This is a genomic window from Flavobacterium sp. NLM (genome assembly GCF_002210235.1).
In the GTDB taxonomy this organism is placed as follows: domain Bacteria; phylum Bacteroidota; class Bacteroidia; order Flavobacteriales; family Flavobacteriaceae; genus Flavobacterium; species Flavobacterium panici.
In genome coordinates this window covers 73,768-99,356 of record NZ_LIAC01000006.1, presented here as the reverse complement: position 1 = coordinate 99,356, position 25,589 = coordinate 73,768, and the positions used below count along the sequence as shown (strand labels likewise).

Annotated in this window: 25 protein-coding genes and 1 tRNA gene; 5 read left to right on the top strand and 21 right to left on the bottom strand. The window is 32.2% G+C overall.

The annotated features are described in order from the left end of the window. The first annotated feature begins 245 nt into the window (after nt 1–245). Together APR43_RS09135 and APR43_RS09130 are read left to right on the top strand one after the other, a co-directional pair. Complete coding sequence (locus tag APR43_RS09135) at nt 246–2,147, top strand: S9 family peptidase (RefSeq protein WP_053473295.1); 1,902 nt, start codon at nt 246–248, stop codon at nt 2,145–2,147. Between the two features lie 180 nt (nt 2,148–2,327). Next, entirely contained in the window at nt 2,328–4,769 is a 2,442-nt protein-coding gene (locus APR43_RS09130; RefSeq protein WP_053473296.1) for a sensor histidine kinase, read from the top strand. Here APR43_RS09130 and APR43_RS09125 read toward each other — a convergent pair. The 12 genes from APR43_RS09125 to pdxA form a co-directional block, all read right to left on the bottom strand. After that, nucleotides 4,766–6,118: a sigma-54-dependent transcriptional regulator gene (locus APR43_RS09125; RefSeq protein WP_053473297.1), complete on the bottom strand. Its 1,353-nt coding sequence runs from the start codon at nt 6,116–6,118 to the stop codon at nt 4,766–4,768. The genes APR43_RS09130 and APR43_RS09125 overlap by 4 nt on opposite strands. A 129-nt stretch (nt 6,119–6,247) precedes the next feature. After that, on the bottom strand, nt 6,248–6,544 hold the full coding sequence (locus APR43_RS09120) for a hypothetical protein (protein ID WP_053473298.1): 297 nt from the start codon (nt 6,542–6,544) through the stop codon (nt 6,248–6,250). 16 nt (nt 6,545–6,560) lie between these two features. Then, the gene (locus APR43_RS09115; RefSeq protein ID WP_053473299.1) at nt 6,561–6,857 is read right to left on the bottom strand and encodes a hypothetical protein; all 297 of its coding nucleotides are present in this window, start codon (nt 6,855–6,857) and stop codon (nt 6,561–6,563) included. Between the two features lie 22 nt (nt 6,858–6,879). Next, a complete protein-coding gene (locus APR43_RS09110; protein WP_053473300.1) occupies nt 6,880–7,170 on the bottom strand; it encodes a hypothetical protein in 291 nt (96 codons plus the stop codon). A 27-nt stretch (nt 7,171–7,197) separates the two neighbouring features. Next, nucleotides 7,198–7,494 (bottom strand): hypothetical protein, encoded by a 297-nt coding sequence (locus APR43_RS09105; RefSeq protein WP_053473301.1) that lies wholly within the window; start codon nt 7,492–7,494, stop codon nt 7,198–7,200. 69 nt (nt 7,495–7,563) lie between these two features. Beyond that, a complete protein-coding gene (locus APR43_RS09100) occupies nt 7,564–7,860 on the bottom strand; it encodes a hypothetical protein (protein ID WP_053473302.1) in 297 nt (98 codons plus the stop codon). Between the two features lie 683 nt (nt 7,861–8,543). After that, complete coding sequence (gene accC / locus APR43_RS09095; RefSeq protein WP_053473303.1) at nt 8,544–9,893, bottom strand: acetyl-CoA carboxylase biotin carboxylase subunit; 1,350 nt, start codon at nt 9,891–9,893, stop codon at nt 8,544–8,546. A gap of 109 nt (nt 9,894–10,002) precedes the next feature. Then, nucleotides 10,003–10,491 (bottom strand): acetyl-CoA carboxylase biotin carboxyl carrier protein, encoded by a 489-nt coding sequence (gene accB, locus APR43_RS09090; protein WP_053473304.1) that lies wholly within the window; start codon nt 10,489–10,491, stop codon nt 10,003–10,005. 23 nt (nt 10,492–10,514) lie between these two features. Then, a complete protein-coding gene (locus APR43_RS09085; protein ID WP_053473305.1) occupies nt 10,515–11,513 on the bottom strand; it encodes a beta-ketoacyl-ACP synthase III in 999 nt (332 codons plus the stop codon). 172 nt (nt 11,514–11,685) lie between these two features. Then, nucleotides 11,686–11,880 (bottom strand): 50S ribosomal protein L32, encoded by a 195-nt coding sequence (rpmF, locus tag APR43_RS09080; protein WP_008465217.1) that lies wholly within the window; start codon nt 11,878–11,880, stop codon nt 11,686–11,688. Between the two features lie 9 nt (nt 11,881–11,889). Then, nucleotides 11,890–12,432 carry a YceD family protein gene (locus APR43_RS09075; protein WP_053473306.1) on the bottom strand — a complete coding sequence of 181 codons (543 nt, stop codon included), beginning with the start codon at nt 12,430–12,432 and terminating at the stop codon, nt 11,890–11,892. A gap of 105 nt (nt 12,433–12,537) precedes the next feature. Continuing rightward, nucleotides 12,538–13,587 carry a 4-hydroxythreonine-4-phosphate dehydrogenase PdxA gene (gene pdxA, locus APR43_RS09070; protein WP_053473307.1) on the bottom strand — a complete coding sequence of 350 codons (1,050 nt, stop codon included), beginning with the start codon at nt 13,585–13,587 and terminating at the stop codon, nt 12,538–12,540. A gap of 57 nt (nt 13,588–13,644) precedes the next feature. Here pdxA and APR43_RS09065 point away from each other — a divergent pair, with 57 nt between their 5' ends. Beyond that, nucleotides 13,645–14,235, top strand: a complete 591-nt coding sequence (locus APR43_RS09065; protein WP_053473308.1) for a riboflavin synthase — start codon at nt 13,645–13,647, stop codon at nt 14,233–14,235. A gap of 34 nt (nt 14,236–14,269) precedes the next feature. Here the strand turns inward: APR43_RS09065 and APR43_RS09060 are convergent, their stop codons facing one another. Then, nucleotides 14,270–14,521 carry a hypothetical protein gene (locus tag APR43_RS09060; RefSeq protein WP_123924603.1) on the bottom strand — a complete coding sequence of 84 codons (252 nt, stop codon included), beginning with the start codon at nt 14,519–14,521 and terminating at the stop codon, nt 14,270–14,272. Between the two features lie 557 nt (nt 14,522–15,078). Here APR43_RS09060 and dcm point away from each other — a divergent pair. Then, nucleotides 15,079–16,068, top strand: a complete 990-nt coding sequence (dcm, locus tag APR43_RS09055; protein WP_053473310.1) for a DNA (cytosine-5-)-methyltransferase — start codon at nt 15,079–15,081, stop codon at nt 16,066–16,068. A gap of 2 nt (nt 16,069–16,070) precedes the next feature. Here the strand turns inward: dcm and APR43_RS09050 are convergent, their stop codons facing one another. The 7 genes from APR43_RS09050 to APR43_RS09020 all read right to left on the bottom strand — a co-directional run bounded on the left by APR43_RS09050 (nt 16,071) and on the right by APR43_RS09020 (nt 22,766). Then, nucleotides 16,071–16,511, bottom strand: coding sequence for a very short patch repair endonuclease (locus tag APR43_RS09050; RefSeq protein ID WP_053473311.1), 441 nt, complete (start codon nt 16,509–16,511; stop codon nt 16,071–16,073). Nucleotides 16,512–16,614: 103 nt separating this feature from the next. Next, nucleotides 16,615–17,103 (bottom strand): chlororespiratory reduction 6 domain-containing protein, encoded by a 489-nt coding sequence (locus tag APR43_RS09045; protein WP_053473312.1) that lies wholly within the window; start codon nt 17,101–17,103, stop codon nt 16,615–16,617. Continuing rightward, the gene (locus APR43_RS09040; RefSeq protein WP_123959132.1) at nt 17,096–18,679 is read right to left on the bottom strand and encodes a hypothetical protein; all 1,584 of its coding nucleotides are present in this window, start codon (nt 18,677–18,679) and stop codon (nt 17,096–17,098) included. The genes APR43_RS09045 and APR43_RS09040 overlap by 8 nt, the downstream gene beginning before the upstream one ends. A gap of 131 nt (nt 18,680–18,810) precedes the next feature. Then, a tRNA-Ile gene (locus tag APR43_RS09035) sits at nt 18,811–18,884 on the bottom strand. A 146-nt stretch (nt 18,885–19,030) separates the two neighbouring features. Then, entirely contained in the window at nt 19,031–19,435 is a 405-nt protein-coding gene (mce, locus tag APR43_RS09030; protein WP_053473314.1) for a methylmalonyl-CoA epimerase, read from the bottom strand. Between the two features lie 9 nt (nt 19,436–19,444). Beyond that, nucleotides 19,445–21,802 (bottom strand): hypothetical protein, encoded by a 2,358-nt coding sequence (locus tag APR43_RS09025; protein WP_053473315.1) that lies wholly within the window; start codon nt 21,800–21,802, stop codon nt 19,445–19,447. Beyond that, a complete protein-coding gene (locus APR43_RS09020; RefSeq protein ID WP_053473316.1) occupies nt 21,762–22,766 on the bottom strand; it encodes a hypothetical protein in 1,005 nt (334 codons plus the stop codon). Before APR43_RS09020 ends, APR43_RS09025 begins: the two co-directional genes overlap by 41 nt. Nucleotides 22,767–22,937: 171 nt before the next feature. Here APR43_RS09020 and APR43_RS09015 point away from each other — a divergent pair, with 171 nt between their 5' ends. Beyond that, nucleotides 22,938–24,626 carry an Ig-like domain-containing protein gene (locus tag APR43_RS09015; protein ID WP_053473317.1) on the top strand — a complete coding sequence of 563 codons (1,689 nt, stop codon included), beginning with the start codon at nt 22,938–22,940 and terminating at the stop codon, nt 24,624–24,626. On the opposite strand, the gene APR43_RS09010 is transcribed toward APR43_RS09015, so the two are convergent. Continuing rightward, nucleotides 24,623–25,390, bottom strand: a complete 768-nt coding sequence (locus APR43_RS09010) for a nitrilase family protein (RefSeq protein WP_053473318.1) — start codon at nt 25,388–25,390, stop codon at nt 24,623–24,625. The two genes, APR43_RS09015 and APR43_RS09010, sit on opposite strands and share 4 nt — an antisense overlap. Nucleotides 25,391–25,589: the final 199 nt, after the last annotated feature.

The following is a 25,589-nucleotide window of genomic DNA, read 5'->3' as shown; positions in this document are numbered from 1 at the left end:
AAATTACAAATTTTTTGAATTCCAAATTCCAAACTTTGTTATTGATTTTTAATAGCCTCGCATTTTTATTTTCAAAGATTATCAAAAAATAATTCGTGAATTCGTGGCGAATAAAAATTTAAGGCAGCGTTTTTGGAATTTGGAATTTCATAATTGGAATTTTAACAATAAATTGGAATTTGAAATTTAACTGATTGGTATTTAAATGTTGTATTTTTAGCGCACAAAAAAATAGAATTTTTATTATGAAAAAAGTATTATTAACAACCTTAATAATGATGAGTTTAAACGCTATCGGGCAGAATGTTATGTCTCCGGAATTGTTATGGAAATTAGGCAGAGTTACTCCGCTTGGAATTTCTAAAGATGCAAAAAATGTAGTTTTTAAGGTTTCAACGCCTTCTGTAGAAGAAAACAAATCGCATTCTAAATTTTACACCATTCCGGTAAACGGAGGAAATGCAGTTGAAATTAAAGATACTAAAGACGTTTTAGCTGATAAAAATGTTTCGCCAGACGGAAAATATTTAGTTTATAATGAAGAGGTAAAAATCGACAATGTTTTAGGTAAAGATTTTTATCCGAAGTTAGACAAATCTGATGCTCAAATTTATGATGGTTTAGATTATCGTCATTGGGATACCTGGAACGAAGGAAAATTTAATCACGTTTTTTATAAAGAAAACAAAGACGGTGCAAAAGGAACCGACATCCTGAAAGGTGAAACTTTTGATTCTCCGCAAAAGCCTTTTGGCGGTGATGAAGATTATATCTGGTCACCAGACAGCAAAAGCATTTTTTATGTGTGCAAGAAAAAAGCAGGAACGGCTTATGCAGTTTCTACAAATACGAATATTTATGAGTACAATTTAGAGACTCAAAAAACGACAAATAAAACCGAAGATAATTTAGGTTATGATACAGCACCGCAATTTTCTCCAACAGGAAATTTATCTTGGTTACAAATGAAACGTGACGGTTACGAGTCGGACAAAAACGACATTATTGTTGAGTTTAAAGGAATCAAAACGAACTTAACGGCAAATTGGGACGGAACTGTAGATAATTTTATCTGGAGTAAAGACGGTAAAACGGTATTTTTTGTTGCGCCAATTGACGGAACCAAACAACTTTTCTCTGTTAATTTTCCGGGTTTAACTAAAATCGCGATCAACGTTCGTCAGTTAACAAACGGTGATTTTGACGTAAATGATTTAGTTGGTTTTTCTGGAGATGATATCATAGTTACGAGAACAGACATGAATCATGCTGGTGAGATTTTTTCTTTTAATTTGAAGAAAAATACTTGGAAACAATTATCAAACATCAATACTGAAACGTACAAAACTTTAGCATTAAGCAAAACAGAAAAACGTTACGTTACGACAACTGATGGTAAAAAAATGTTAGTTTGGGTTATTTTACCTCCAAACTTTGATGCTTCTAAAAAATATCCAACTTTGTTATTCTGTCAAGGCGGACCTCAAAGTGCGTTGACACAATCGTATTCTTTCCGTTGGAATTTCTCTTTAATGGCGGCAAAAGGTTATGTGGTTGTGGCGCCAAACCGTCGCGGAATGCCGGGACATGGTGTTGAGTGGAACGAGCAAATTAGTAAAGACTGGGGCGGACAAGTTATGGATGATTACCTTTCTGCAATTGATGATGTTGCTAAAGAAAGCTATGTTGACAAAAGCCGTTTAGGATGTGTTGGAGCAAGCTACGGAGGATATTCTGTATTTTATTTAGCAGGAATTCACAAAAACCGTTTCAAAACTTTCATTGCTCACGACGGTGTTTTCAATACTGTTTCAATGTTAGGAACAACTGAAGAAGTTTTCTTTAACAACTGGGATTTTGGCGGTGCTTATTGGGAAAAAGATAATGCTGTAGCTCAAAAAGCGTATACTACTTTTAATCCTGCAACTTTGGTTCAAAACTGGAATAAACCAATTTTGATTTTCCAGGGAGGAAAAGATTTCCGTGTACCAATTGGGCAAGGACAAGAAGCTTTCCAGGCAGCGCAGTTAAGAGGAATCAAAAGCCGTTTTGTGTATTTTCCAGATGAAAATCACTGGGTTTTAAAACCGCAAAATGCTCAGGTTTGGCAGGGAGAATTCTTTAAATGGTTAAACGAAACTCTTTAAATCATAAAATTAAAATAAACTTAACCGCAGCATTATTTATATAATCTGCGGTCATTTTATTTTTAAAACCTTTGAATTATGTAAATATTTGATTTGCATTTACTTTTCTTAAATGGAAATTTTAAATAAATTGCGGGGAATTGTAATTTTAGTAAACTTCGTAAACGCCAAATAAACACTATGGAAAGCAAAAAAAGTTATACAGCACTTAAGGTTTTATTCAGCTATGTTGCATTACTTGCTTTGGTGGTTACTGTGGGATGGTTTCTATATTCTGAAAATGTGGTTTACAATAAACTCGAAGATAAAATTGCCCAGGAAAAAACTAAAATTTTACGCGTAAGTAAATTGTTTTCGAATGTTTATAAGACCGAAAGTTTAGCGAGAAAAACAATTCAAACCAATTCTGAAACAGATTTTAAAAGTTATCTTATCGAAACCGATTCTTTAAAAGCGAGAATTGATACTTTAAAACAAATTGTTACTACAGAATATCAGAAAGTTTTATTGGATAGTGTAACGTATTTATTGTCTGAAAAAACAGAAAATATCCGACAATTAAAAACGATAAAAAACAAAGCTGAAGATGAAGTTTCGGTCAATAATGCTATTGACGAAATTACCAAAATGGAGTTTAATCTTCGAAAACTGGAACTTCAGGATTTTACCAAAAACCCAAATGAATTAGGAAATTATCAGCGAAATGTACTGCAGAAATATGTGGATTATTTAAACCAGAATATTCCGGATGACAGCACGAACACGTTGAGTAAAAAAGCTTCTGATTCTATTTTGGCCAATTCTAAAAAACTGCTTAGCAACGTAAAAGAAAAAGCCGAAAAGAAAAAAGAAACACTGAATTTTGAGGAAAATAAATTGCTGAAAAATGAAATTGCCATTTCGGAACAGCTTCGAAAAGTACTTCGAATTATTGAAAGGGAAATTATCATCAATTCGATAAAAAACAATTCTTTAAAAGAAAAATCACTTAAAAAGGTCAACGAGATTGTAACGGCTTCGGCTATTGCGGGTTTAATTTTGACTTTGTTCTTTTCTGTTTTAATTGTGAGTGATTATTCGAAATCTCAGCTTTATAAGAAACAGCTTGAAATTGCAAATTTCAAAACCAAGAATTTATTAAAAAGCCGCGAACAGTTAATCTCGACCGTAAGTCACGATTTAAAAACACCTCTGAGTACGATTGTGGGTTATTCAGAGCTTTTGGGCAATTCTGATGTTAATACAAAACAGTCGTATTTCATTAAAAACATCAAAAATTCATCTGAATATATTACGCAGCTGGTTCAGGATTTATTGGATTTTTCGAGAATTGAAGCAGGAAAAATTACGATAGAAAAAGTTCCGTTTTATCTTCCTGAACTTATTGAAGATACAGCAAGAAATATTCAAACGGTTTACAAAGAAAAAAGCATTGATTTAATTATTAATGTAGATGATAAATTGCACACAAGAGTTGTTGGAGATCCGTTTCGACTGAAACAAATTTTGACCAATATTATTGGGAACGCTTATAAATTTACAGAAGAAGGTCATATTAAAATCAGTTCATATGTGAGCGAAAATGAAAACTTTTTTATCATTACAATCGAAGATACCGGAATTGGAATTGAAAAAGGAAATCAAAAATTAGTTTTTGAAGAGTTTGCTCAGGCAAATGAAAATATCGAAAAAAAATATGGCGGAACTGGTTTAGGCCTTTCCATCTGCCAAAAGATAATTTCGTTTATGGGCGGAAGAATTTCTTTGGAAAGTACCTTCGGGAAAGGAAGTACGTTTGAAATAAAAATTCCTTTAATCCTGGATCAAAGCGAAATTACGGTTGAAGAAATAAAAAGAAACATTGCACGAAATACGAAAAAACAGACTTTCGTAGTAATTGACGATGATATTAATTTGCTGAATTTAACGAGCGGTGTTTTAAGACAGGAAGGACATCAGGTTTTATCTTTTAGCAATGCTGTAAAAGCTTTAGAAGCGATCCAAAATACTAATTTTGATTTTGTGATTACCGATATTCAAATGCCGGAAATGGACGGTTTTATGTTTTTAAAAAGTCTTCGTAATTCTGAAAAAGATATTTATAAAAATCAGCCTGTAATTGCCTTAACCGGAAGAACAGATTTAGACGCTGCGGTTTATGATGAAGCCGGTTTTACCACGGTTGTAAATAAACCGTATTCACCAAAAATATTACTGGAAACAATTCAGCATATTCTGGATCATGATACTTTACCAAAAGCTGCAATAAATGAAGTTGAAGAAACAGTTTCTTCTCAATTGTATACTTTAGATACTTTGAAAGAGTTTTTAGGGAATGATCAAAATGCTTTAAACGATGTATTGAAAGCTTTTATAATAAGCAGTAATGAAAATTTAGAACTTCTAGAAAATGCTATTACTGAAAAAAATGTTCCTGAAATAAATTCTATAGCGCATCGAATTGCGCCTATGTTTAGACAAATAGAATCGCGAGATATTAGCATTCTATTAAAAACACTGGAACAAAATAATCTTGAAATTGCAGATTCGAAAGATATTTTTGAAGCTCTTAAAGCAAAAACAAACAAGCTTTTTGCCGTTTTAGAACAAGAAATCGTTTAATCGATATTGTAGTGCTTCAATTTATTGTAAAGCGTTTTTCTGGTGATTTTAAGCAGTTTAGCCGCTTCCGATTTATTATTCTGTGTTCTGTTTAACGCTTGAATTATGGCTTCTTTTTCATTATCTGATAAAGAAAAACTGCCGCTAAAACCTGCTTGTTTCTGAGATTGAAAAAATTCAATTGGCAAAACATCACTTTCAATAAAATCTCCTTGTGTTAAAAGTGTGGCACGTTTTACACAGTTTTGTAGTTCACGTAAATTTCCCGGCCAGTTGTAATTTTGGAAAATAGAAACTACTTCCGGAGAAAATCCAATAATATCTTTATTTAACTGTTGATTTGCTTTTTCAAGGAAATAATCGGCAAAAACCATTAAATCTTCGTCACGGTCTTTTAAAGATGGAGACTGGATAGAGAATTCGTTGATTCTATGGTATAAATCTTCTCTAAAATCGCCGTTTTTTACTGCCTCGCGTAAATCTTCGTTTGTGGCTGTAATAATGCGGATATCGACGTTTATTTCTTTATTGCTTCCAACAGGTTTAATTTTTCTTTCCTGAAGTGCACGCAATAACTGAATTTGGTTTTCGTATGATAGATTTCCTATTTCGTCCAAAAAAAGAGTTCCGCCGTTTGCTGCTTCAAAATATCCCATTTTGTCGCTGATTGCTCCCGTAAAAGATCCTTTTAAATGTCCGAAGAATTCACTTGCTGCCAGTTCTTTTGGAATGGCTCCGCAGTCGACTGCAATAAAATTGTTGTTTTTTCTATTACTTTGCTGATGGATACTTTTAGCAATAATTTCTTTTCCCGTTCCGCTTTCGCCGATGATTAAAACCGACATATCCGTTGGGCTTACCAATTGAATATGATCTAAAAGTTTTTTGGATGCAACAGAAATGCCGCGTACAAATTCATTTTCTGCAGAAACTGGTTTCTTTACCGATTTTTTTTGTTTAACCGGAGCTTCGTTTTCTTCTTCAATTTCAGAAGTTTTCAATGCATTTGTAATGACCAATAAAACCTCATCTGGATTAAAAGGTTTCGAAATATAATCGGCCGCTCCATTTTTAATTGCTTTTACAGCCGTATTTACATCAGAATATCCCGTCATCAAGATTACCGGAATTTCAGGATGTGAATTCTTGATTTCAGACATAAGTACAATTCCGTCAGAATCAGGCAAGCGAAGATCTGTCAAAATCAAATCGAAAGATTCATTTTTGATTGCCGATCTGGCTTCTGATGCAGAAAACGCGACGCTTACTTCGTATTGGTTTTTTACTAGAAATTTCTCTAATAATTTACAAAATGAAATATCATCTTCTATTACTAATATCTTTGACATGTGACTGGAGGGACTTTTTTGCTAAAATAATACTATTAAAGTTATAATTTCTTAAAATTATGCGAAAAAAAAAGAGATTGCACAATGCAATCTCTTTTTCACCAAAAACATAAATCTAATTTCACCTAATTATATCTTCAACCAGTTGCCATTGACATCTGAATACACAGTAGCCTTTTGGTCACCAACCGATATTTCTAATTTGTATTCTTTTTTATCATTAACATACGCTTTTTCCAGTTTTGCATTTGGATAAGCGGTTTGCAGAGCAGTCTTTACAGCTGCCGGAACAACATCTGTGCTAATTTCAGTGTATTCTGTTTGAACAGAAACCGTCGTTTTTACTTTATTTGGAGTTATCTCTGCTATTGCAGGAATTGATAAGCATCCTAAAAGAATAGCTGCTGAGATGGCTAACTTTTTCATATTGCTCTGTGTTTAATTATTTTTTAATGATATTTCCTGAAGCATCAGTAAAAAAAGTATATTTCTTACCTTCTTTTGAAATTTCAAGTTTGTACTCGTCTTTAGCATTTTTCCATGCTTTTTCCAGTTTAGAACCTACAAACGATTTTTCAATTGTAGACTTTACAGCTGCCGGTACGGCATCTGGAGCAACTTCAGTATATTCATCCTGAACGTTTACCGATTTAACTACTGAATTTGATTGTAATGGAGCTGCTGCCTGAAGAGACAAACCTCCTAAAATAATCGCTGCTGATAAGATTAACTTTTTCATAATGCTTTAAGATTTAGAGTTATTATTTTTTAAGAATAGTTCCTGCGGCATCAGTATAAACGATTGATTTTTCGCCTCTTACCGTAACCTCAATTTTATATTCTTTTTTCGAATTCACATAAGCTTTGTCCAATTTTACACCTGGATAAGCTTCATCAAGTGATTTTTTAATCGCAGCTGGTACAGCGTCGACTTCTTTATAATCATCCTGGTAGTTTATTGTATTTACTGTCGTGGTGGTTAAAACAGTATTTCCTGCTTGCATTGACAGCCCTCCTAACAGGATCGCTGCCGATAATATTAGCTTTTTCATAATAATAGTTTTTTTAGGGCTAGCTTTTTATTTTTTTACCCAAGATCCATCGGCGTTAGCATAAAGAGAACCTACTTTGTCTCCAACTGTTACTTCTAATTTGTATTGAGAAGCACTGTTTTTGTATGCTTTATTTAGTACTGCGTCTGGATAAGCTTTTTTAAGTGCATCTGTTACCGCTGCCGGTACTTCTGTTAATTTCACTTCAGTATAATCATCTTGAAATGATACTGCTTCTACGATAGTATTTGTAATTGGCGAAGTTGAAGCAAATGATGTTAAACCTCCCAAAACGATTGCGGCTGATAAAAATAAATTTTTCATGATAATTATTTTTTAATATTCGTAATTTAATCTTAGTATTTTTAATTTGGATTTTCACGGTACACGGGATTATTTTTTAATCCAGGTTCCGTCAGCATTAGCAAAAAGATTTCCTACTTTGTCGCCCACTGTTACATCCAATTTATATTCTGACTTTTCATTTTTGTAAGCTTTAGTAATTACTGCGTCAGGATAAGCTTTTTTCAAAGCTTCAGTAATTGGAGCTGGTAATTCTTCTAATTTAATTTCAACATAGTCGTCTGCAACTGAAACAGCTTTTACAATAGAATTCGTTATTGGAGAAGTTGAAGCAAATGATGTTAAACCTCCTAAAACGATCGCGGCTGATAAGAATAAATTTTTCATAATGTGTATATTTTAAATAGTTAATAGTTTGTTTACACTTTAGATAAAGAAACTATTGTGCCGAAAACCAAATAGCAACCTTAAAACCTGCTTAAAGCCTATAAATAAAGGAATTGCTTAAAATGTGCCAAAAATTGAAATAGTGTAAAAGTGTATACTTTGAGGCAGAAGTGTGTAAAAAGTATACACTTTTTGTGTATACTTCGCCATTTATCTTTTTGTTTAAACTGGACTGAAGTCCAGCTCTACAAAATAATTTGTTCCTTCGGAACTTTTAATGAGTCTTTGGTTTGAATTATATTGTTGGGCGGACTTCAGTCCAGTTTAATAGATGAAATTTCTAAAAATAAAAGGCCATCGATTGAGGGCCTTTAAATTATTCCGGGCTATTCATTTTGAAAAACACAATGCAAATACATTAATATTTTTTTTCTACCAATCAAATATTCTTATGCAATAACAAATAACATCCTTTTGCTTAAACTGGACTGAAGTCCAGCTCTACAAAATAATTTGTTCCTTCGGAACTTTTAATGAGCCTTCGGCTTGAAGTATTATTTGGCGGATTTTAATCCGGTTTAATGTATGGATATAAAAAAAACAAACCCGACAGGTTTAAAAAACTGTCGGGTTGAAATTGATTATAAAAAAAGCTGTCGAAAAATCGACAGCTTTTTTATTTATTATTCCTCAATAGGTTTCATTTTGAAAGTATCCATAAATGCAGTTGTATAATCTCCTGCAATATATTTTGGATCATCCATTAATTGTCTGTGGAAAGGGATTGTAGTTTTCACACCTTCGATTACAAATTCGTCAAGAGCTCTACGCATTTTGCTGATCGCTTCTTCACGAGACTGCGCTGTTGTAATTAACTTAGCAATCATTGAATCGTAATTTGGTGGAATGCTATATCCTGAGTAAACGTGAGTATCTAAACGAACTCCGTGTCCTCCTGGCATATGAAGCGTAGTAATTTTTCCTGGTGAAGGACGAAAATCGTTATAAGGATCTTCAGCATTAATACGACATTCGATAGCGTGTAATTCTGGTAAGTAATTTTTTCCTGAAATAGGAATTCCGGCAGCAACCATAATTTGTTCACGAATTAAATCGTAATCAATTACTTGTTCAGTAATTGGGTGCTCAACCTGAATACGAGTATTCATTTCCATGAAATAGAAGTTTCTGTGTTTGTCTACAAGAAATTCTACCGTTCCAGCTCCTTCGTATTTAATGAATTCAGCAGCTTTTACAGCAGCTTCTCCCATTCTTGTACGTAAGTCATCTGTCATGAAAGGTGAAGGTGTTTCTTCAGTAAGTTTTTGGTGACGACGTTGAACAGAGCAGTCTCTTTCAGAAAGGTGACACGCTTTTCCGTAAGAATCTCCAACAACCTGAATTTCGATATGACGTGGTTCTTCAATAAGTTTCTCCATGTACATTCCGTCATTTCCAAAAGCGGCAGCAGCTTCCTGACGTGCGCTTTCCCAAGCTTTTAAAAGCTCATCTTCTTTCCAGATTGCACGCATTCCTTTTCCACCACCACCAGCAGTAGCTTTCATCATAACTGGGTAACCAATTTCAGCTGCTGTTTTTTGTGCATGTTCAAAAGATTCTAACAATCCGTCTGAACCTGGCACACAAGGTACTCCTGCAGCTTTCATTGTAGCTTTTGCAGAAGCTTTATCTCCCATTCTGTCGATCATTTCAGGAGCCGCACCAATAAATTTGATTCCATGCTCTTGACAAATTTTTGAGAATTTAGCATTCTCAGAAAGGAAACCGTATCCTGGGTGTATTGCGTCTGCATTTGTAATTTCTGCAGCAGCAATAATATTTGACATTTTTAAATACGATAAGTTACTTGGAGGAGGTCCAATACAAACCGCTTCGTCAGCAAATTTAACATGTAGACTTTCTGCATCGGCTGTAGAGTAAACTGCTACAGTTTTGATTCCCATTTCTTTACATGTACGAATTACACGAAGTGCAATTTCTCCTCTATTCGCAATTAATATTTTTTTAAACATCTTATTTTAATTAGATAATTAGACAATTTGATAATTAGATAATTTTAGATGGTTAACAAAATTTTCTTTTGAATCCTTCTAAAATCTAAAATCTAAAATCTAAATTTATTTATGATGGATCTACTAAGAATAAAGGTTGATCAAATTCAACTGGAGACATATCGTCAACAAGAATTTTTACAATTTTACCTGAAACTTCTGATTCGATTTCGTTGAATAATTTCATTGCTTCAATTACACAAAGAACATCTCCTTTTGCGATAGTGCTTCCTACTTCTGTGAAAACTGGCTTATCTGGAGATGGTTTTCTATAGAATGTTCCAATGATTGGAGATTTTATAGTAACATATTTAGAATCTGCAGCAGCAGGCGCCTGAGTTTCAGCAGCAGTATTAACAACTATTGGAGCTGTAACTTGCGGTGTAGCTTGCGGCAATGCAGCCTGAGCTGGTAATTGTTGTACATAAGTAGTCTCAGTAACATTTCCTTCTAAAGTAGTTCTAATAGTGATTTTTACATCATCCATTTCTAACTTAACTTCTGCAACTCCCGAATTTGCTACAAATTTGATTAGGTTTTGAATTTCTTTTAAATCCATAATGATTCGTTTTTAGTTTTAATTTATTTTTTATCGTAAGCCCATTTTAAGTAAATAGATCCCCATGTGAATCCACCACCAAATGCAGCAAAAATAACATTATCTCCTTTTTTAAGCTTATCTTCAAAGTCAGCTAATACTAATGGTAAAGTTCCAGAAGTAGTATTTCCATATCTTTCGATATTAACTAATACTTTAGATTCTTCTAATTCTAATCTTCCGGCTGTAGCATCAATAATACGCTTATTAGCCTGATGCGGCACTAACCAGTCAACATCCTGATTTGTTAAATTATTTCTTTGCAGAATCAATTCGCTTGCATCGGCCATATTAGTAACAGCAAATTTGAAAACTGTTTTTCCGTCTTGCATAATATTGTGCTGTCTGTTTTTTACAGTTTCTTCGCTTGGCGGAATCAAAGAACCTCCGGCAGGAATTTTAAGAAAATCGCGTCCTACACCATCACTTCTTAAATATTCATCCTGTAAACCTAAACCTTCATAATTTGGTTCAAACAATACTGCTCCAGCTCCATCACCAAAAATAATACAAGTTGCTCTGTCTGTATAATCTACAATTGACGACATTTTATCAGCACCAATTAATAATACTTTTTTATATCTTCCAGATTGTACATAAGCCGCAGCAGTAGACATTCCGTATAAGAAACTTGAACAAGCTGCCTGCAAATCGTATGCGAATGCGTTTGTAGCTCCAATGTGTGTTGCAACATAAACTCCTGTAGAAGCCACCATCATATCTGGTGTTGCAGTTGCCATTATAACCATATCAATTTCTAAAGGATCAATATTAGCTTTTGCTATTAAATCCTTTGCTGCTTGTATGGCAAGGTACGACGTTCCTTTATCAGCATCTTTAAGAATTCTTCTTTCTTTAATTCCTGTACGAGTGGTAATCCATTCGTCATTGGTATCTACCATTGTTTCCAATACTTTGTTAGAAAGTACAAAGTCTGGAACGTAGCCTCCAACAGCGGTAATTGCGGCTGTGATTGTATTCATTATATTCTATTATTTCCTTTCAAATATTATTATTTGAAAAATTTTTAAAAGACTTGAAAATTACAAAAAAAAACGAAGCGAATTTGCCTGTATTTTCTTAAAAAACGAAAATTATAACCAACAAAAAAAACTCTCACTATGTGAGAGTTCCAGTATAATTTACAAAAACGTATTAAGCAACCGCTTCAGATTTATCGATAACAACTTGCCCTCTGTAGTACATTTTACCTTCATGCCAGTAAGCTCTGTGGTATAAATGTGCCTCACCTGTAATAGGACATGTAGCGATTTGAGCTACAGTAGCTTTATAATGTGTTCTTCTCTTATCTCTTCTTGTTTTCGAGGTTTTTCTCTTAGGATGTGCCATTTTACTATATTATTTATCCGTTAATAGTTTCTTTAATTTTTCCCAACGCGGGTCAATATCTTCTTCTTTATTACTCTCTTCCTTCTGTTCTTTTACACTTAATTCATTCAATTTTGTTAAAGCTTCGGTTTGTAATGTTCCATCTTTAACGCCAGGATGAATTCTTTTTTGAGGCACCGAAAGTGCAATCATTTCATAAATGTATTGTGACACATCTAATTCATGTTCTCCATGTGGCAAAATCAACAATTCTTCATTATCATTATTGAACTCATCTCCAAAACGAACAATTAACTTCATTTTCCCCTTAATAGGTAAATCAAAATCTTCGCCGGTTAAATCACAAGGTACATTTACAGTCCCTTTGTGTTTGAATTCTAACTCTAACATGTTGCTTTTCTTATCGAAAACCAAATTCACTTTAATATCTGAACTTTGAAACTCTTCATAGTCAAAGTCCTTAAAGAACGTGTTATTTATTTGATACTCAAAATGGTGTTTTCCCAGCTTTAACCCTATAAAAGGAATTAAAAATTCTTTTGATTTGCTCATTTCAACATCAATTTGTTTAATTCAAATACAAAACTACATATCTGAATTGGGGTGCAAAGATATAAAATTATTATAAATCTAATAATCTTATTCACCTTTTTTTGTTTATAACTGTTTTTCTTTTATTTTAAGAGGTTTTTCGCTAATCTCCTCATACTGATTACGCGAGCGAAAAATATCAAGCGCAAGGTAAACTGCTTCCTTAAACGAATTAAAATCGGCCATGTCTTTTCCAGCAATATCGTATGCTGTGCCATGATCTGGCGAAGTTCTAACCTTATTTAATCCGGCAGTATAATTAACTCCTTTTCCAAATGAAAGTGTCTTAAAAGGAATCAATCCCTGATCATGATAGGTTGCTACAATAGCATCATATTTTTCATATTGGCCGCTTCCAAAAAATCCATCGGCAGAAAATGGCCCAAAAACCATAGTACCGCTGTCAAATATTTTCTTCAAAACGGGTTTTAAGATCAAATCTTCTTCTTTTCCAATAACACCGCCGTCACCGCTATGAGGATTTAACCCTAAAACTGCGATTTTTGGCTTTACTATACTAAAATCCTGAATAAGGGATTTTCTGATGGTTTCGATTTTTCTGGTAATTAATTCTTCTGTTAAATGAGATGAAACTTCATTTAACGGCACATGATCTGTCAACAAACCAACTCTTAAATTATCCTGAACCATCATCATCAATGCATTTCCTTCTAATTCCTGATCCAGATAATCGGTATGTCCCGGAAATTTAAAATCTTCTGACTGAATATTATATTTATTAATTGGCGCTGTAACTAAAACATCAATCAAACCTTCTTTTAAAGCTTTAGTAGCCGCTACAAAAGATTTTATTGCATACTCACCAATTTTTTCATTATTAGTACCTAAATTAATATCTACTCCTTCTCTCCAAAGATTCAATACATTTACTTTCCCCGGAATTACCTGTTCTAATTTATCAACACCATGAAACTGCACGGTCGAAGTAAAACTTTTTTTAACGAAAGAAAGGATTTTAGCATTTGCAAAAATAACAGGTGTACACAATTCTAACATTCGGGAATCTTCGAATGTTTTTAGTATAACTTCGCTTCCAATACCGTTTAAATCTCCAACTGAAATTCCAACAATTATATTTTCTGCTTTTTTATTCATGAGCTCAGCTTATTTATTACTAATTTTGATGTGCAAATTTAGTAAAATAAAACTACAATGTTTACAGGAATTATTGAAACCCTTGGAAGAATCCACGAAATACAAAAAGACAAAAACAATCTGCATGTTACTGTTGAGTCTTCGATCACTAACGAATTAAAAATTGACCAGAGCGTTTCGCATAACGGAATATGCCTTACGGTTGTTGCTATAAAAGATTCATATTATACCGTTACTGCTATTGAAGAAACGATTTTAAAAACCAATATTGGCGACTGGAAAGCTAATGACATTGTAAATTTAGAAAGAGGAATGAAGCTTGGCGACCGTCTTGACGGACATATTGTTCAGGGTCACGTAGACCAAACGGGAACTTGTACCAAAATTGAAGAAGCAAACGGAAGCTGGAATTATACTTTTGAATACGATCAAACCTTAAACAATATTACAATTGAAAAAGGATCGATTACCGTAAACGGAGTCAGTTTAACTGTTGTAAATTCTAAAACAAACGAATTTAGCGTTTCGATAATCCCTTATACTTTTGAAAATACCAATTTTAAAGATTTCAAAGTAGGGACTAAAATAAATTTAGAGTTTGATGTTGTTGGAAAATACATTTCAAGACTCTACGCGATTAACAAATAATCAAGAAAAATTACTGCATAAAAAAAGCTTCGATTTAAATTGAAGCTTTTTTTATTTTGTTTCGGTATATAATTGTCATTCCTAAAACGAATCCTGCTGCAATTAGATACGGTATATGATCATTAATTGGCAAACCTGGAGGCGTTATATCATCATCATCAGTTGTTGATGCTGTTCCTGATGTTTTAGCTGCTTGCGGCGGCGGTGGCGGCGTGTTGTCAGCAAAAGTAACCGACACACTCGATACAATTAAAAAAAGTGCTAATAATATATTCCTTATCTTCATAGGTTAAACGTGCTGAAATTCAATAAATAATACTAGGGGCAAATATTTTTATAGAGATACATCACAAAAATGTTATCTACACGGAAATTCTTTGGCAAAAGTATACGATTTTTACAAAAAAACAACTTTAAAATCAATAAAGTGATGTAAAAATAATATACGTAATACTGAGAGACTTAGATCTAAAAACAACAAAATTCAGATAAAAAACATCTAAAAATCTATTTATCTTTTTCAGTTTACTTACTCACAAAACATATATTAAACTCTGTATTTCAGATATTTATTGTACAGAAACTCAAATTTTAAAATCAAAAGAAGGTTTAAGCAAGACTTTAAAATTTCTTAAAAAACGCAGCCAGATATTTTTTTTAAAAAAACTGGCTAAATTTCAATAAGTCAGAAAGAACTGTAGTTTAAAACGCTGAAAAAATATTAAATTCTTTCTTTTTCAAATTCTAAGAACAATCAAATATTTCTGAATTAATATATTTGCATTCAATAATTCATAAAAAAAGACCTTAAGACTTTTTTGAGTCAAAAACAGCTATTAATAAATGAAAAATAAATATACAGTTGGAAGTTTGTATGCAGGCGTAGGCGGTATATGTTTAGGTTTTGAAAAAGCTGGTTTTAATTTGAAATGGGCCAATGAATTTGACAAAAAAGCCTGCGTTACCTACAGAAACAATTTCAAACATAATCTTATTGAAGGTGACGTTATGGATCTTGACGTAACAACTATTGAAAAAGTAGACATTTTAACTGGCGGTTTTCCTTGTCAGCCTTTTTCACTTGCCGGTCACCGAAAAGGTTTTGATGACCGAAGAGGAAATCATTTTTTTAAAATTCTGGATTTTATAGATGAAATTAGGCCTAAAGTGGTTTTTCTTGAAAATGTCAAAAATCTAAAAGGGCACGATAAAGGGAACACATTAAAAGTTATAAAAAGCGAAATAAAAAAACGCAATTATACTTTTGACAGCTCTATTTTAAATACCAAAGATTTTGGAAATACTCCGCATAACAGAGAGCGGCTTTTCATGATTGCTTTTGATAAAGACTTCTTAAACAACAAAAGTTTCAAGTTTAAATTCCCCGAAAAAGAACAATTAACGAAGTCTATTAAAGATTTAATTATTACAGAAAAAGTTTCTGATAAATTTTATTATGGCGAAGAGAAGTACATGTACGATAAACTGAAAGAAGCGGTTGTAAACAAGAATCACATCTATCAATTTAGAAGACAATATGTTAGAGAAAACAAATCTGGCTTATGCCCTACTCTAACGGCCAATATGGGAACGGGCGGACACAACGTTCCGATCATTACAACCGATTTTGGTTTTAGAAAACTGACTCCAAGAGAATGTTTTAGACTTCAAGGCTTTCCTGATGATTATAAACTGCCTGCAATTTCAAATTCAAGCTTATATAAACAAGCAGGAAATTCGGTTAGCATGCCGGTTATTCAAAGACTGGCTGAAGAAATTTTTAAGGTTATCGAAAAAGTAGAAGCAAAAGAAAAGAAGAAAGAAAAAGTATAAAATCAACTCTTTTTTTCTTCAGTTTTTATTTTTGAAGATTCTATTTCTTCTTGAATTTTTGCCACACAAATATCTAATTCTTTTTGAACTTCTTTACTCCAAAACCGAATCACTTTCCATTTTTCAGCAATCAAAAAAGCGTTGACTTCAATATCACGTTTCCTATTTCGTTCGATTTTCGGAATCCAATACTCCCGATTTGATTTGATTCGCAATTGCTGCGTTTCCCAATCTTTTCCGTGAAAAAATTCACTGTCAATAAAAATGGCGATTTTATATTTAGCAAAAGTCAAATCCGGTTTACCGAATATTTTTTTATTATTCTTTCGATAGCGATAACCCAATTCCCACAAAGCTTTGGCAAGCCTGACTTCTTGCGTAGTTGCCGTGCTTTTTATGGCCTGCATATTTTTTCTCCGTTGTTCGGGAGTTAAATTATCCATTTTACTATGAAGATTAAAATTGTCTTTGAAACATAAAGTTAACGTATTTCAGGAAACAAAACCTTAATCAACAGATTTCAATATATTTATCCAAGAATATTAATTATTGAAAACATTTAAAAACATCATTTATAATTATTAGTCTTTCATTATCTGGCAATCCTATTTTTGTAATTAACTCTTCTAAATAATAAAAATGATTTTTCATGAATTCTAAAAATTTATCAACATCATGTTCAATATATTTTTTTCCAGAAACAATTTCAATTTTTTTAATCGGAACCAAGATTGACGCTAAAAGCAATAAAGACGATTGGGTTTTATCTCCATTTCTATTTAAAAAATAAAACCAATAAGGAAACAATTTATCTAAAACACTAAAATATTCTCTTACTTCTTCTATTTCACATAACTCCCGAGGATCTTCATCATATCCGTCAATCATTAACATCAATTTGTTATTAGCCTTTGAAGGCTCTTGCAAAAGTTTTTCACAAAAATTTTGAATCTCAACGAAATTAAAATCGTCAATATATTCTTTAGCCACAATAAAAACAATTGTTTCGAACCTTTCAATATTAATTTCATCCATATTTTTTATTTATTAAACTATAGTATTCATAATATGTTAAAACATGATAGTCCGAAACTAAGAATTTAATAGGACTTGGACTTCCAGTAACAAAATATTTTTCAATTTTATAATTTCCAGAAACTTGCACTTTAAAAACAGCAGATAGGGTATCTAAATTTTCTTCTACCCATTTAATTTTCTTCAAAAACTTACTATGATATTTTTTTTGTTTATAATGATCACTAATAGTATTACCCGAAGCGCGTGCATCTTTTATTGGAGCTAAATTTTTTGCTTCAATTATATATATAACTTTATTATCTTCATCAATTGAAAGTGCATCTATTTCTCCGCACGGTAATTTCTTTTTTTCGACTTCTTCGAGTGAGATACAAGGAAGTCCCTTATTTATCAATATATTTTTAATATTATTTTCAAAAACATTCCTATGAAAAAAGTCTTCAATTTTAGAAATATCATTTTTCATATTAGCATTCAGTGCCTTTAAATCAATTCGCTTTCCAAAAATTATTCTCTCTACAAAATTAACTCTCCATTCTGCCAATGAGGCAAAAGAAATAATACAATGATTTTCAAAAGTCTCTACAAATTCAAATTCCAAAGCGCTTTCTTCATAAATAGTTTTTAAGTTGTTATTTAAATCAAATCTACACCCCGCAAAATTTAACATTCTAACATTTTGGCTTTTTTTCAAAAAATCTCGTTGCTCATAATTGAAATTTGAAATCTCAAAAAGTATAAAATTCATCAAATTAAAAACTCTGTTTATTTCAATAGAAGTATAGTCGGCAAGCATAACTATTAATGCATTAGTAGGCATCACTAAAATCCTAGCACCAATTTCAGGAGCCACTCTTTCTTTCAAAGTTTTAATTATAACATCCACTTCACTTAAAGAAAATTCAAAGTGGTTTTGCAAGAATAAATCTATCCGATCTAATAAATCTTTATTATCCATATAGTTCAACTCAGGAACTAAATCATAGTCTACAACCTCATTATAAAAACTCATTAAATCATTAATAAACAATCTTTCACTTTCTTCCAGTTCAGGCCAATTCCCATAAATAGTTGTTGAAAAAACAATTTTTGCTGTTGTAAATCGATTTTTAAAATAATGGATATAATTAGAGATTTCCTTACAATAGCTAAGTCCTAGTAATAAAGTAAAAACTTTACTTATATCTATATCATCTGGTCTTTTATCACCAAAACTACTAAAATCACTTTCTTCTAATTTTTCTAAAGATTTTTCTATAATATATCTCCACCCATATCTGCCTATAGGAGCAAAAATCTTATTATTTTCTTCTATTTGTTTTTCCTTATCAATTAACAATTCTAATGTCCAGAGTTCTATTTCAATATATGCTATTCTTATCCAAGATGCAGGATGATATTTATCTAAAAATACTTCAATTTCCTTATGGAAATTTTGATACGAAGTATTATAAAAATCTTTAATAACCTCAATATCACTTATTTCTCTAAAATATTCTTTAGGCCATGATTTAACCAGTATTTTTATTAAATAATTTTCGTTGACATTGGAATTTGGTTTAAAATTATCCATAAATACGTTCATTTTTTTTTAATAAGGCCAAAAATTATCATGCCTAAAAATATTAAAAAAAACACTCCCTTTTGGCCCTAAAAACAAAAAAGCCTCTACATTTCTGTAAAGGCTTTCTATTTCTAAAGAAGTGGTCCCACCTGGGCTCGAACCAGGGACCACCTGATTATGAGTCAGGTGCTCTAACCAGCTGAGCTATAGGACCGGTTTAGAGGATGCAATATTACTACTATTTTTCGTTCACTCCAAATATTTTAAGACATGATTTGCATTTAATTTCAATTCAAAGTCCCAGTATTCAAAACAAGATTGATTTTCAAGACCTTATTTAAAAACAAAAAGTGATATTTTTTATTTAATTTCCTGACAAAGCTCCACCAAAACGCCATTTGTGTTCTTGGGATGCAGGAAAACTACCAATTTATTGTCGGCTCCTTTCTTGGGAACTTCATTTATCAGCACAAAACCTTCATTTTTTAAACGAGAAATTTCGGCATGAATATCTTCAACATCAAAAGCGATGTGATGAATTCCTTCTCCTTTCTTTTCTAAAAACTTTGCGATTGGACTTTCTGGATTTGTCGCCACTAAAAGTTCAATCTTGTTATTTCCGGTTTGAAAAAACGAAGTCAAAACACCTTCGCTTTCTACCGCTTCCATTTTATAAGATGGAACACCAAGCATTTTTTCGAACAATACATTCGCATCATCCATATTTTTTACCGCGATTCCGATATGTTCTATTTTATTAACCATGATTTTCTATTATTGATTAATGTAAGTATTAAAATAACCGCATTCAGCAATAACGTCTTTATAATATTGCGTGTCTGAATAATCCTTTTTCAAAATTTTAAAACCGTTCCAGGCAATAAAATTAATTTTATCGTCTTCAATACTCCACCAATTTGTAACATTATTGTATTTATTATTATAATATTCGTTTCGTTCGCATTTCGAAATCAAATACACACATTTTGCTTTTTGCTCTTTTGTTGTTGCAGCCAACAGTGCTTTTTGATAATACCCTTTAGAAACATCACAATTGGTAATCATTTTTTTCATCGAGTCTCTAAACGAATACGGACTTGAACCATAACCTACAATACTAATTTCATAAAAAGTTCTTCCGTTTCCAAAATGCGAAATATTGTAAAATGCATTTCCAAGCAACAAACTATTCGTGTAAACATCTTCTTTTTGAGCCAGTTTATCCTGCATTTCTTTTACCGTATTTAGAAAATCAATAAAAGTATATTTTCTTTTTTGATACGCTGTATGATCACAATCGTGACAATCTTTAATACTTCCGTTAAACGGGTTTCCTAAAAATTTATAATATTGAACAGAATCTGTTTCCTTCATAAAAGCAATCGCTTCGGGAATTTTATTTTTAAAAGTTGCCTGAACCGCTTGGAAATTGCTAATATCTTTCAATTTCAAACTATAAATTCCAGCACCAATTTTTTCGATTTCGGTTTTGTTTGGCTTTGCCAAAAATGTTTTTATATCCAGCAGATTTTTTTCATTGTCATAAAAAGCATTTCCGTCATTCCAATAACTATAACGCGATTCGCCAAAAATCTCCGCCATTACCGGATCTGATTTTCCTTTATAAAGTGCAGATAAATAACTTCTGCTCCACGAAGAAGCATTTTGATAACGAAACTCTCCTTCTTTATATGTTTTTGGAAGTTCATAATACAGCCAGTTTAAATCTGACAGAATTGTTTTCTCGTTTTTATCTGTCAGCTTATCGATTTTATTCAAGTTGTTTACAAAGCGTAACAAACGAAGCTGCATTCCCGCCAATTCTGTTTTAGGAAGTGTTTTTACCGCTTTATCAAAACTTTTATCAGCATTTGTATATTCACCTTTTAAAGTCTGTAAATAACCCAAAGATAAATCCCATAAATAAGGCCTTGCCGTATTATCTGCTGCCGAAATTTTGGCAATTAAATCAAAAGCACTTTTATCTATTTTAGATTGATTTTCGGTTTTATTTTCGGCAACTGTCTGGTTTTTCACCGGCTGATTTTCTTCTGCTTTTTGCTGAAATGAATTATTAAGCGCTTGTTCTTGTTTGTTTACCAATCTTGTGGCCAGATAATTTAAGTGTTCACTTTTTGGATCTAACTCATAAATTTTTTCAATAGCTTGTTTTTCATCTTTATAAAATCCGTGAATCGCCCAAAGCGCCGCTTTCTCTTTATTATTTTTTGCCATTGCCAGCGATTTTGTCCAGTCAGCTTCATTTTTGGGATGAAAACTATAAGCCGTAACAATTCTCAATTCCGGGCATTTGTCAAAAACCTGTGCATATAAATAATTCGAAACTGCATATTTTTTCTGCTGATAATTGATTCCGGCAACGTACGAAAGTGCACGATAATACAATACATTTTTAGGAACAGAACTTTCGGTTTTATTAAAAAAGTCAATTGCTTTTTGCTTGCTGTTGCTGTAAAAACGAGCTTTCATTGTTAGAAACCAATATCTGTTTTTCAAAAACGGATCTGCAGTTGTGTTGTAAACATTTTCGATCGACTGAATCATTTGCAAATCATTAAAAGTTTTGGCCACAACAGGATCGTAACTCCAATAATCTTCGCCAATTGAAACCGTTTCAATTTTTTGAGCCAGATACAAAAACTCTACAAAGCTTTTCACTTTTGCATCTTTCAACGGCATTTTTTTGCCCCATTTTATTGAGGACGGGTTTTGCTTTTTGTTTTTATAAAAAACATGAAGGTCTGTAATTTCTTCTTTGTTTTTAATGGTGTTTTTTTCATCAGAATAATATCTTGGTTTATCATCTCCAATTAAAAAATAATTTACCGTTGTAGTATCAACAACACCTTTTAGGTAAGTTCCCCAATCTGATTTTATGTTTTCGTTGAAACGCGAATTGTGTTTGGTATCAAAACCAACTCCATAAAAAATATCTCCGGCCAAAAACAATGGTGAATATGATTTATCCGCAAAGGTTTCGGGCGTGAAATTAGAATTGTAACCAAAAAAATCCCAGTCGTCACCGCCGCCGCAGGCATATAGTATTCCGTAAACCGAAAGTATCGTAACACTAGAAACAAGAAACAACTTGCTCAAAAACATTCTTTTCATAACTTTTTAAATTGAATTCGTCTAAATCGTAAAATATAATTTCTTTTGGGGCTTTCGCCGAGTTTTCGCTTAAATCTTCTCCCATTTTTTTTAAATCTTCGGCAGAAATCGATTCTATTTTAAGCAGATCATTTTCTTCATAATAAACACCATTTTTATAATTTGATTGTCTGGCTTTAAAAAAAATGGAATTGATCTGAACAAAGTTTTTATCCGTTTTGAGTTCGCTGAAATTCAGTTTAGAACGAAGTCCAACTACTTTTTGATTCCTGATGTGAACTGCCCACGAATATATTGGCAACGCATAATCAAGATCGAGCGGATATTTCTTTAAACTCTTCAAATAATTTGCCGAGATTTTCTGGCTGTAAATAGAATTGAGAGAATCGGGAGCAATAGTTCCCATATTGTAAAACATCAAAACACCATGATCTACATTTGGGATTTTCGTTTTTCTGAAATATTTTACCTGATGAAGCCTTATTGTTGCTGAGAGTTTTTTCTGCGAAAGCTTTTTAATCTGTTCAATAAACTTCAAATAATTGTCTTTACTATTTAATGTCCAGTCGCAGTCAATTTGAATTTCAGCATAATTGATTTTATTCTTTTTGTTGATTTCCTCAATTAAATGAATCGTCTTTTTAGCCAGATCTTCAATATCAAGATTAGTTTGCAGCATTACTTTATTCTGAATAAAAACCACGGGAACAATTTCAAAATTTTGGGTATTTTCCTGAAAATGAATTGGACTTATGGGAATTGGAGACTGTGTTTCAGGATGAAGTCCGATATCAAAATAACGAACATACAGCTTGTGAACCTCATTCTCTTTTAAAACTTCTTTTTCTGTTGGAGAAAATTTCAAATTGGTTTTCCAATAATAAAAAGCAATTACAGGTTTGTTATTTTTACTGCAGGCAGAAAACAAAACAACCATTAAAACCAAGAAAATTCTTTTTATCAAAACCTAAGGGAATTATATTTGAACTCAAAAGTAAGAAATTATAGCCTATTGTTTATTTCTTATTCAAAAAAAGAAGTAAATCTAAAAGCTGTAAATCCTAATAAATGGCCAAAAAATTTCAATTAAAGCAAATATAATTGTTATTTTGTGCAATCAAATTTAAAAACCGCTATGTTTAAAAGCAAACTCAAATACATTTCATTTTTATTGGTATTATTAATGATGAGCTGCGCCAAAAGAGGCAGTATAACTGGCGGATTAAAAGATACATTGGCTCCTGTTTTGGTTTCGAGTACTCCTAAAAATTTCAGTACTGATTTTAAAGGAAACGAAATTACATTGGTTTTTGATGAATATGTAAAGTTGAAAAACCTCAACAAACAACTTGTTATTTCACCTCCAATGAAAAATGAGCCGTTGATTTATCCAACTGGTGTTAGTAAATTTTTAAACATAAAAATTAAAGATACTTTACAGCCCAACACAACGTATAGTTTTAATTTTGGACAAAGTATTACGGATAATAATGAGGGAAATGCGATAAACCAATTTAAATATGTTTTTTCGACTGGACCTTATATTGATTCGCTAAAACTTAGAGGAAGCATTAAGGATTCGTATGAAAAAAAGGTAGATAATTTTGTTTCTGTAATGTTGTATGAAGCAAATGATAAATACAAAGATTCTGTTATTTACAAAGATTTTCCGCGTTACGTTACCAATACTTTAGACAGTTTAAGAACTTTTGAATTTGAAAATTTAAAAGCCGGAAAATATCTTTTGGTTGCTTTAAAAGATAAATCAAGTAACAATAAATACAACCCAAAAGATGATAAAATTGGGTTTATCAAACATTTTATTACGGTGCCAAATGACACTGTTTTTGACTTGGAATTATTTAAGGAAACACTTCCGTTAAAAGCCGTAAAACCAATTCAGGCATCAGGAAACAGATTGCTTTTACCTTATGAAGGAAAACAAAATTTCAAGATCAATAAGCCAACAATTGTACTTAAAAACAATGATCAGGTTCTTGAAACCATTGTAACGCAGTTTCCTAAAAAAGATTCGCTTCAGGTTTGGTATAAACCTTTAAAAGCCGATTCTTTATCGTTAGAAGTTAGTCGTGATACCTATAAAAAGAGGTTTACTTTTAGAGTAAAAGACCAGAAAAAGGACACGATGAACATTAAAGCGGTTCAAAACGGTATAATTAATTTTAGAGAAAGATTTACTTTAGAAACTGAAACGCCTTTGGTGAAATTCGATAAATCAAAAATTAAATTAGTTAACAAAGATTCGACAGCTGTTGATTTTACTACAGAATATGACGAATTCAATCAGAAACTGTATGTCGATTTCAAAAAAGAACCTCAGGAAAAATACAATTTTACATTTTTCCCGGGCGCTTTGACTGATTTTTACGAAAAAACAAACGATACTTTATCATATAAACTATCCACAAAAGAAGCTGCCGATTACGGAAATTTAGTTTTGAATTTGAAAAATGTAAAACGTTTCCCGATCATTGTTGAAATCACGAACAAAAAAGGCGATGAAGTTTTGGCCAGCGAATATTCTGAAGGAAATACTAAAATTGAATTCAATTTATTAGTACCAACTCAGTTTACGGTTAGGATTATTTACGACGATAATAAAAACAAAATGTATGATGCCGGAAGTTTTCTGGACAAACGATACGCCGAAGAAGTTTTCTATTATCAGCAGGAAGTTGATGTCCGCAGCAATTGGGACGTTGATCAAAGCGTGGATTTAAGTATTCCTTACAGTCCCGAAATAGAGAAAAAAGAAGACGAGAAAAAAAGGAAAAAAGAGGAAAAGCAGCGAAAAGCTTTCTAGATTTTAATCTCAAAAGTATCTTTGTCGCTTAAAAAATCGAGCTTTTTTCGGGTTTCCAGCATTTCATTTTTATCTAAATCAACCACAAAAACACCTTCTGGTTCTTGTGGTTCTAAAATGTAATTTCCTAAAAAGTCAACAACCTGCGAATGTCCGGTATGTTCGTAGTTATTGGCGTCAAGCCCAATTCTGTTTACACCCACAACATAACTTAGGTTTTCAATCGCGCGCGCTTTAAGCAAAGCGTCCCAGGCGTTGGTGCGTATTTTTGGCCAGTTGGCCACATATAAAAGTAAATCGTAATTTTCTACATTTCGCACAAAAACCGGAAAACGCAAATCATAACAAACCTGCAGGCAGATTTTCCAATCCAGATAATCAACAATTACTTTTTGAGTTCCTGCAGTATAGAATTTGTCTTCGCCTGCTAATGAAAATAAATGACGTTTGTCATAATACTGCATTTCTCCCGACGGAAAAACAAAAAACATTCTATTATAATAATTGCCATTTTCAGTAATAACCAAACTTCCCGTAACGGCACTATTTTTTTCTTTCGCAATAAATTTCATCCACGAAATTGTTTCCCCTTCCATCTTTTCTGCAACTGCCGACGGATTCATAGTAAATCCTGTCGAAAACATTTCAGGTAAAACAATCAAATTGACGTGCTGATTGATCTGTTTTATTTTCGATTCAAAGTTTTTTCTGTTTGCAGAAGCTTCTTCCCAAACCAATTCTGATTGAATAAGTGCGATTTTCATTTTTCAAAAATACGAATTTTCAGCCAAAATTATTTTTTTAATGAAAAAGCTCATTTTGCAAAATTTTCTCAAAAAACCCTTTAAAAATCAAATGTTTTTGGGATTATAAAAATACTTCGCGAAAAAATATTGCAAAAAAAATGCAGTTATTGCAAAAAAAATGCAAAAGTGAAAAATAAATATCTATATTTGATTTGCC

What these genes read in the sequence shown, in the direction of transcription:
- APR43_RS09135 (WP_053473295.1), top strand. Translation starts at nt 246, where the DNA reads ATGAAAAAAGTATTATTAACAACCTTAATAATGATGAGTTTAAACGCT.
- APR43_RS09130 (WP_053473296.1), top strand. Translation starts at nt 2,328, where the DNA reads ATGGAAAGCAAAAAAAGTTATACAGCACTTAAGGTTTTATTCAGCTAT.
- APR43_RS09125 (WP_053473297.1), bottom strand. Translation starts at nt 6,118, where the DNA reads ATGTCAAAGATATTAGTAATAGAAGATGATATTTCATTTTGTAAATTA.
- APR43_RS09120 (WP_053473298.1), bottom strand. Translation starts at nt 6,544, where the DNA reads ATGAAAAAGTTAGCCATCTCAGCAGCTATTCTTTTAGGATGCTTATCA.
- APR43_RS09115 (WP_053473299.1), bottom strand. Translation starts at nt 6,857, where the DNA reads ATGAAAAAGTTAATCTTATCAGCAGCGATTATTTTAGGAGGTTTGTCT.
- APR43_RS09110 (WP_053473300.1), bottom strand. Translation starts at nt 7,170, where the DNA reads ATGAAAAAGCTAATATTATCGGCAGCGATCCTGTTAGGAGGGCTGTCA.
- APR43_RS09105 (WP_053473301.1), bottom strand. Translation starts at nt 7,494, where the DNA reads ATGAAAAATTTATTTTTATCAGCCGCAATCGTTTTGGGAGGTTTAACA.
- APR43_RS09100 (WP_053473302.1), bottom strand. Translation starts at nt 7,860, where the DNA reads ATGAAAAATTTATTCTTATCAGCCGCGATCGTTTTAGGAGGTTTAACA.
- accC (WP_053473303.1), bottom strand. Translation starts at nt 9,893, where the DNA reads ATGTTTAAAAAAATATTAATTGCGAATAGAGGAGAAATTGCACTTCGT.
- accB (WP_053473304.1), bottom strand. Translation starts at nt 10,491, where the DNA reads ATGGATTTAAAAGAAATTCAAAACCTAATCAAATTTGTAGCAAATTCG.
- APR43_RS09085 (WP_053473305.1), bottom strand. Translation starts at nt 11,513, where the DNA reads ATGAATACAATCACAGCCGCAATTACCGCTGTTGGAGGCTACGTTCCA.
- rpmF (WP_008465217.1), bottom strand. Translation starts at nt 11,880, where the DNA reads ATGGCACATCCTAAGAGAAAAACCTCGAAAACAAGAAGAGATAAGAGA.
- APR43_RS09075 (WP_053473306.1), bottom strand. Translation starts at nt 12,432, where the DNA reads ATGAGCAAATCAAAAGAATTTTTAATTCCTTTTATAGGGTTAAAGCTG.
- pdxA (WP_053473307.1), bottom strand. Translation starts at nt 13,587, where the DNA reads ATGAATAAAAAAGCAGAAAATATAATTGTTGGAATTTCAGTTGGAGAT.
- APR43_RS09065 (WP_053473308.1), top strand. Translation starts at nt 13,645, where the DNA reads ATGTTTACAGGAATTATTGAAACCCTTGGAAGAATCCACGAAATACAA.
- APR43_RS09060 (WP_123924603.1), bottom strand. Translation starts at nt 14,521, where the DNA reads ATGAAGATAAGGAATATATTATTAGCACTTTTTTTAATTGTATCGAGT.
- dcm (WP_053473310.1), top strand. Translation starts at nt 15,079, where the DNA reads ATGAAAAATAAATATACAGTTGGAAGTTTGTATGCAGGCGTAGGCGGT.
- APR43_RS09050 (WP_053473311.1), bottom strand. Translation starts at nt 16,511, where the DNA reads ATGGATAATTTAACTCCCGAACAACGGAGAAAAAATATGCAGGCCATA.
- APR43_RS09045 (WP_053473312.1), bottom strand. Translation starts at nt 17,103, where the DNA reads ATGGATGAAATTAATATTGAAAGGTTCGAAACAATTGTTTTTATTGTG.
- APR43_RS09040 (WP_123959132.1), bottom strand. Translation starts at nt 18,679, where the DNA reads ATGGATAATTTTAAACCAAATTCCAATGTCAACGAAAATTATTTAATA.
- mce (WP_053473314.1), bottom strand. Translation starts at nt 19,435, where the DNA reads ATGGTTAATAAAATAGAACATATCGGAATCGCGGTAAAAAATATGGAT.
- APR43_RS09025 (WP_053473315.1), bottom strand. Translation starts at nt 21,802, where the DNA reads ATGAAAAGAATGTTTTTGAGCAAGTTGTTTCTTGTTTCTAGTGTTACG.
- APR43_RS09015 (WP_053473317.1), top strand. Translation starts at nt 22,938, where the DNA reads ATGTTTAAAAGCAAACTCAAATACATTTCATTTTTATTGGTATTATTA.
- APR43_RS09010 (WP_053473318.1), bottom strand. Translation starts at nt 25,390, where the DNA reads ATGAAAATCGCACTTATTCAATCAGAATTGGTTTGGGAAGAAGCTTCT.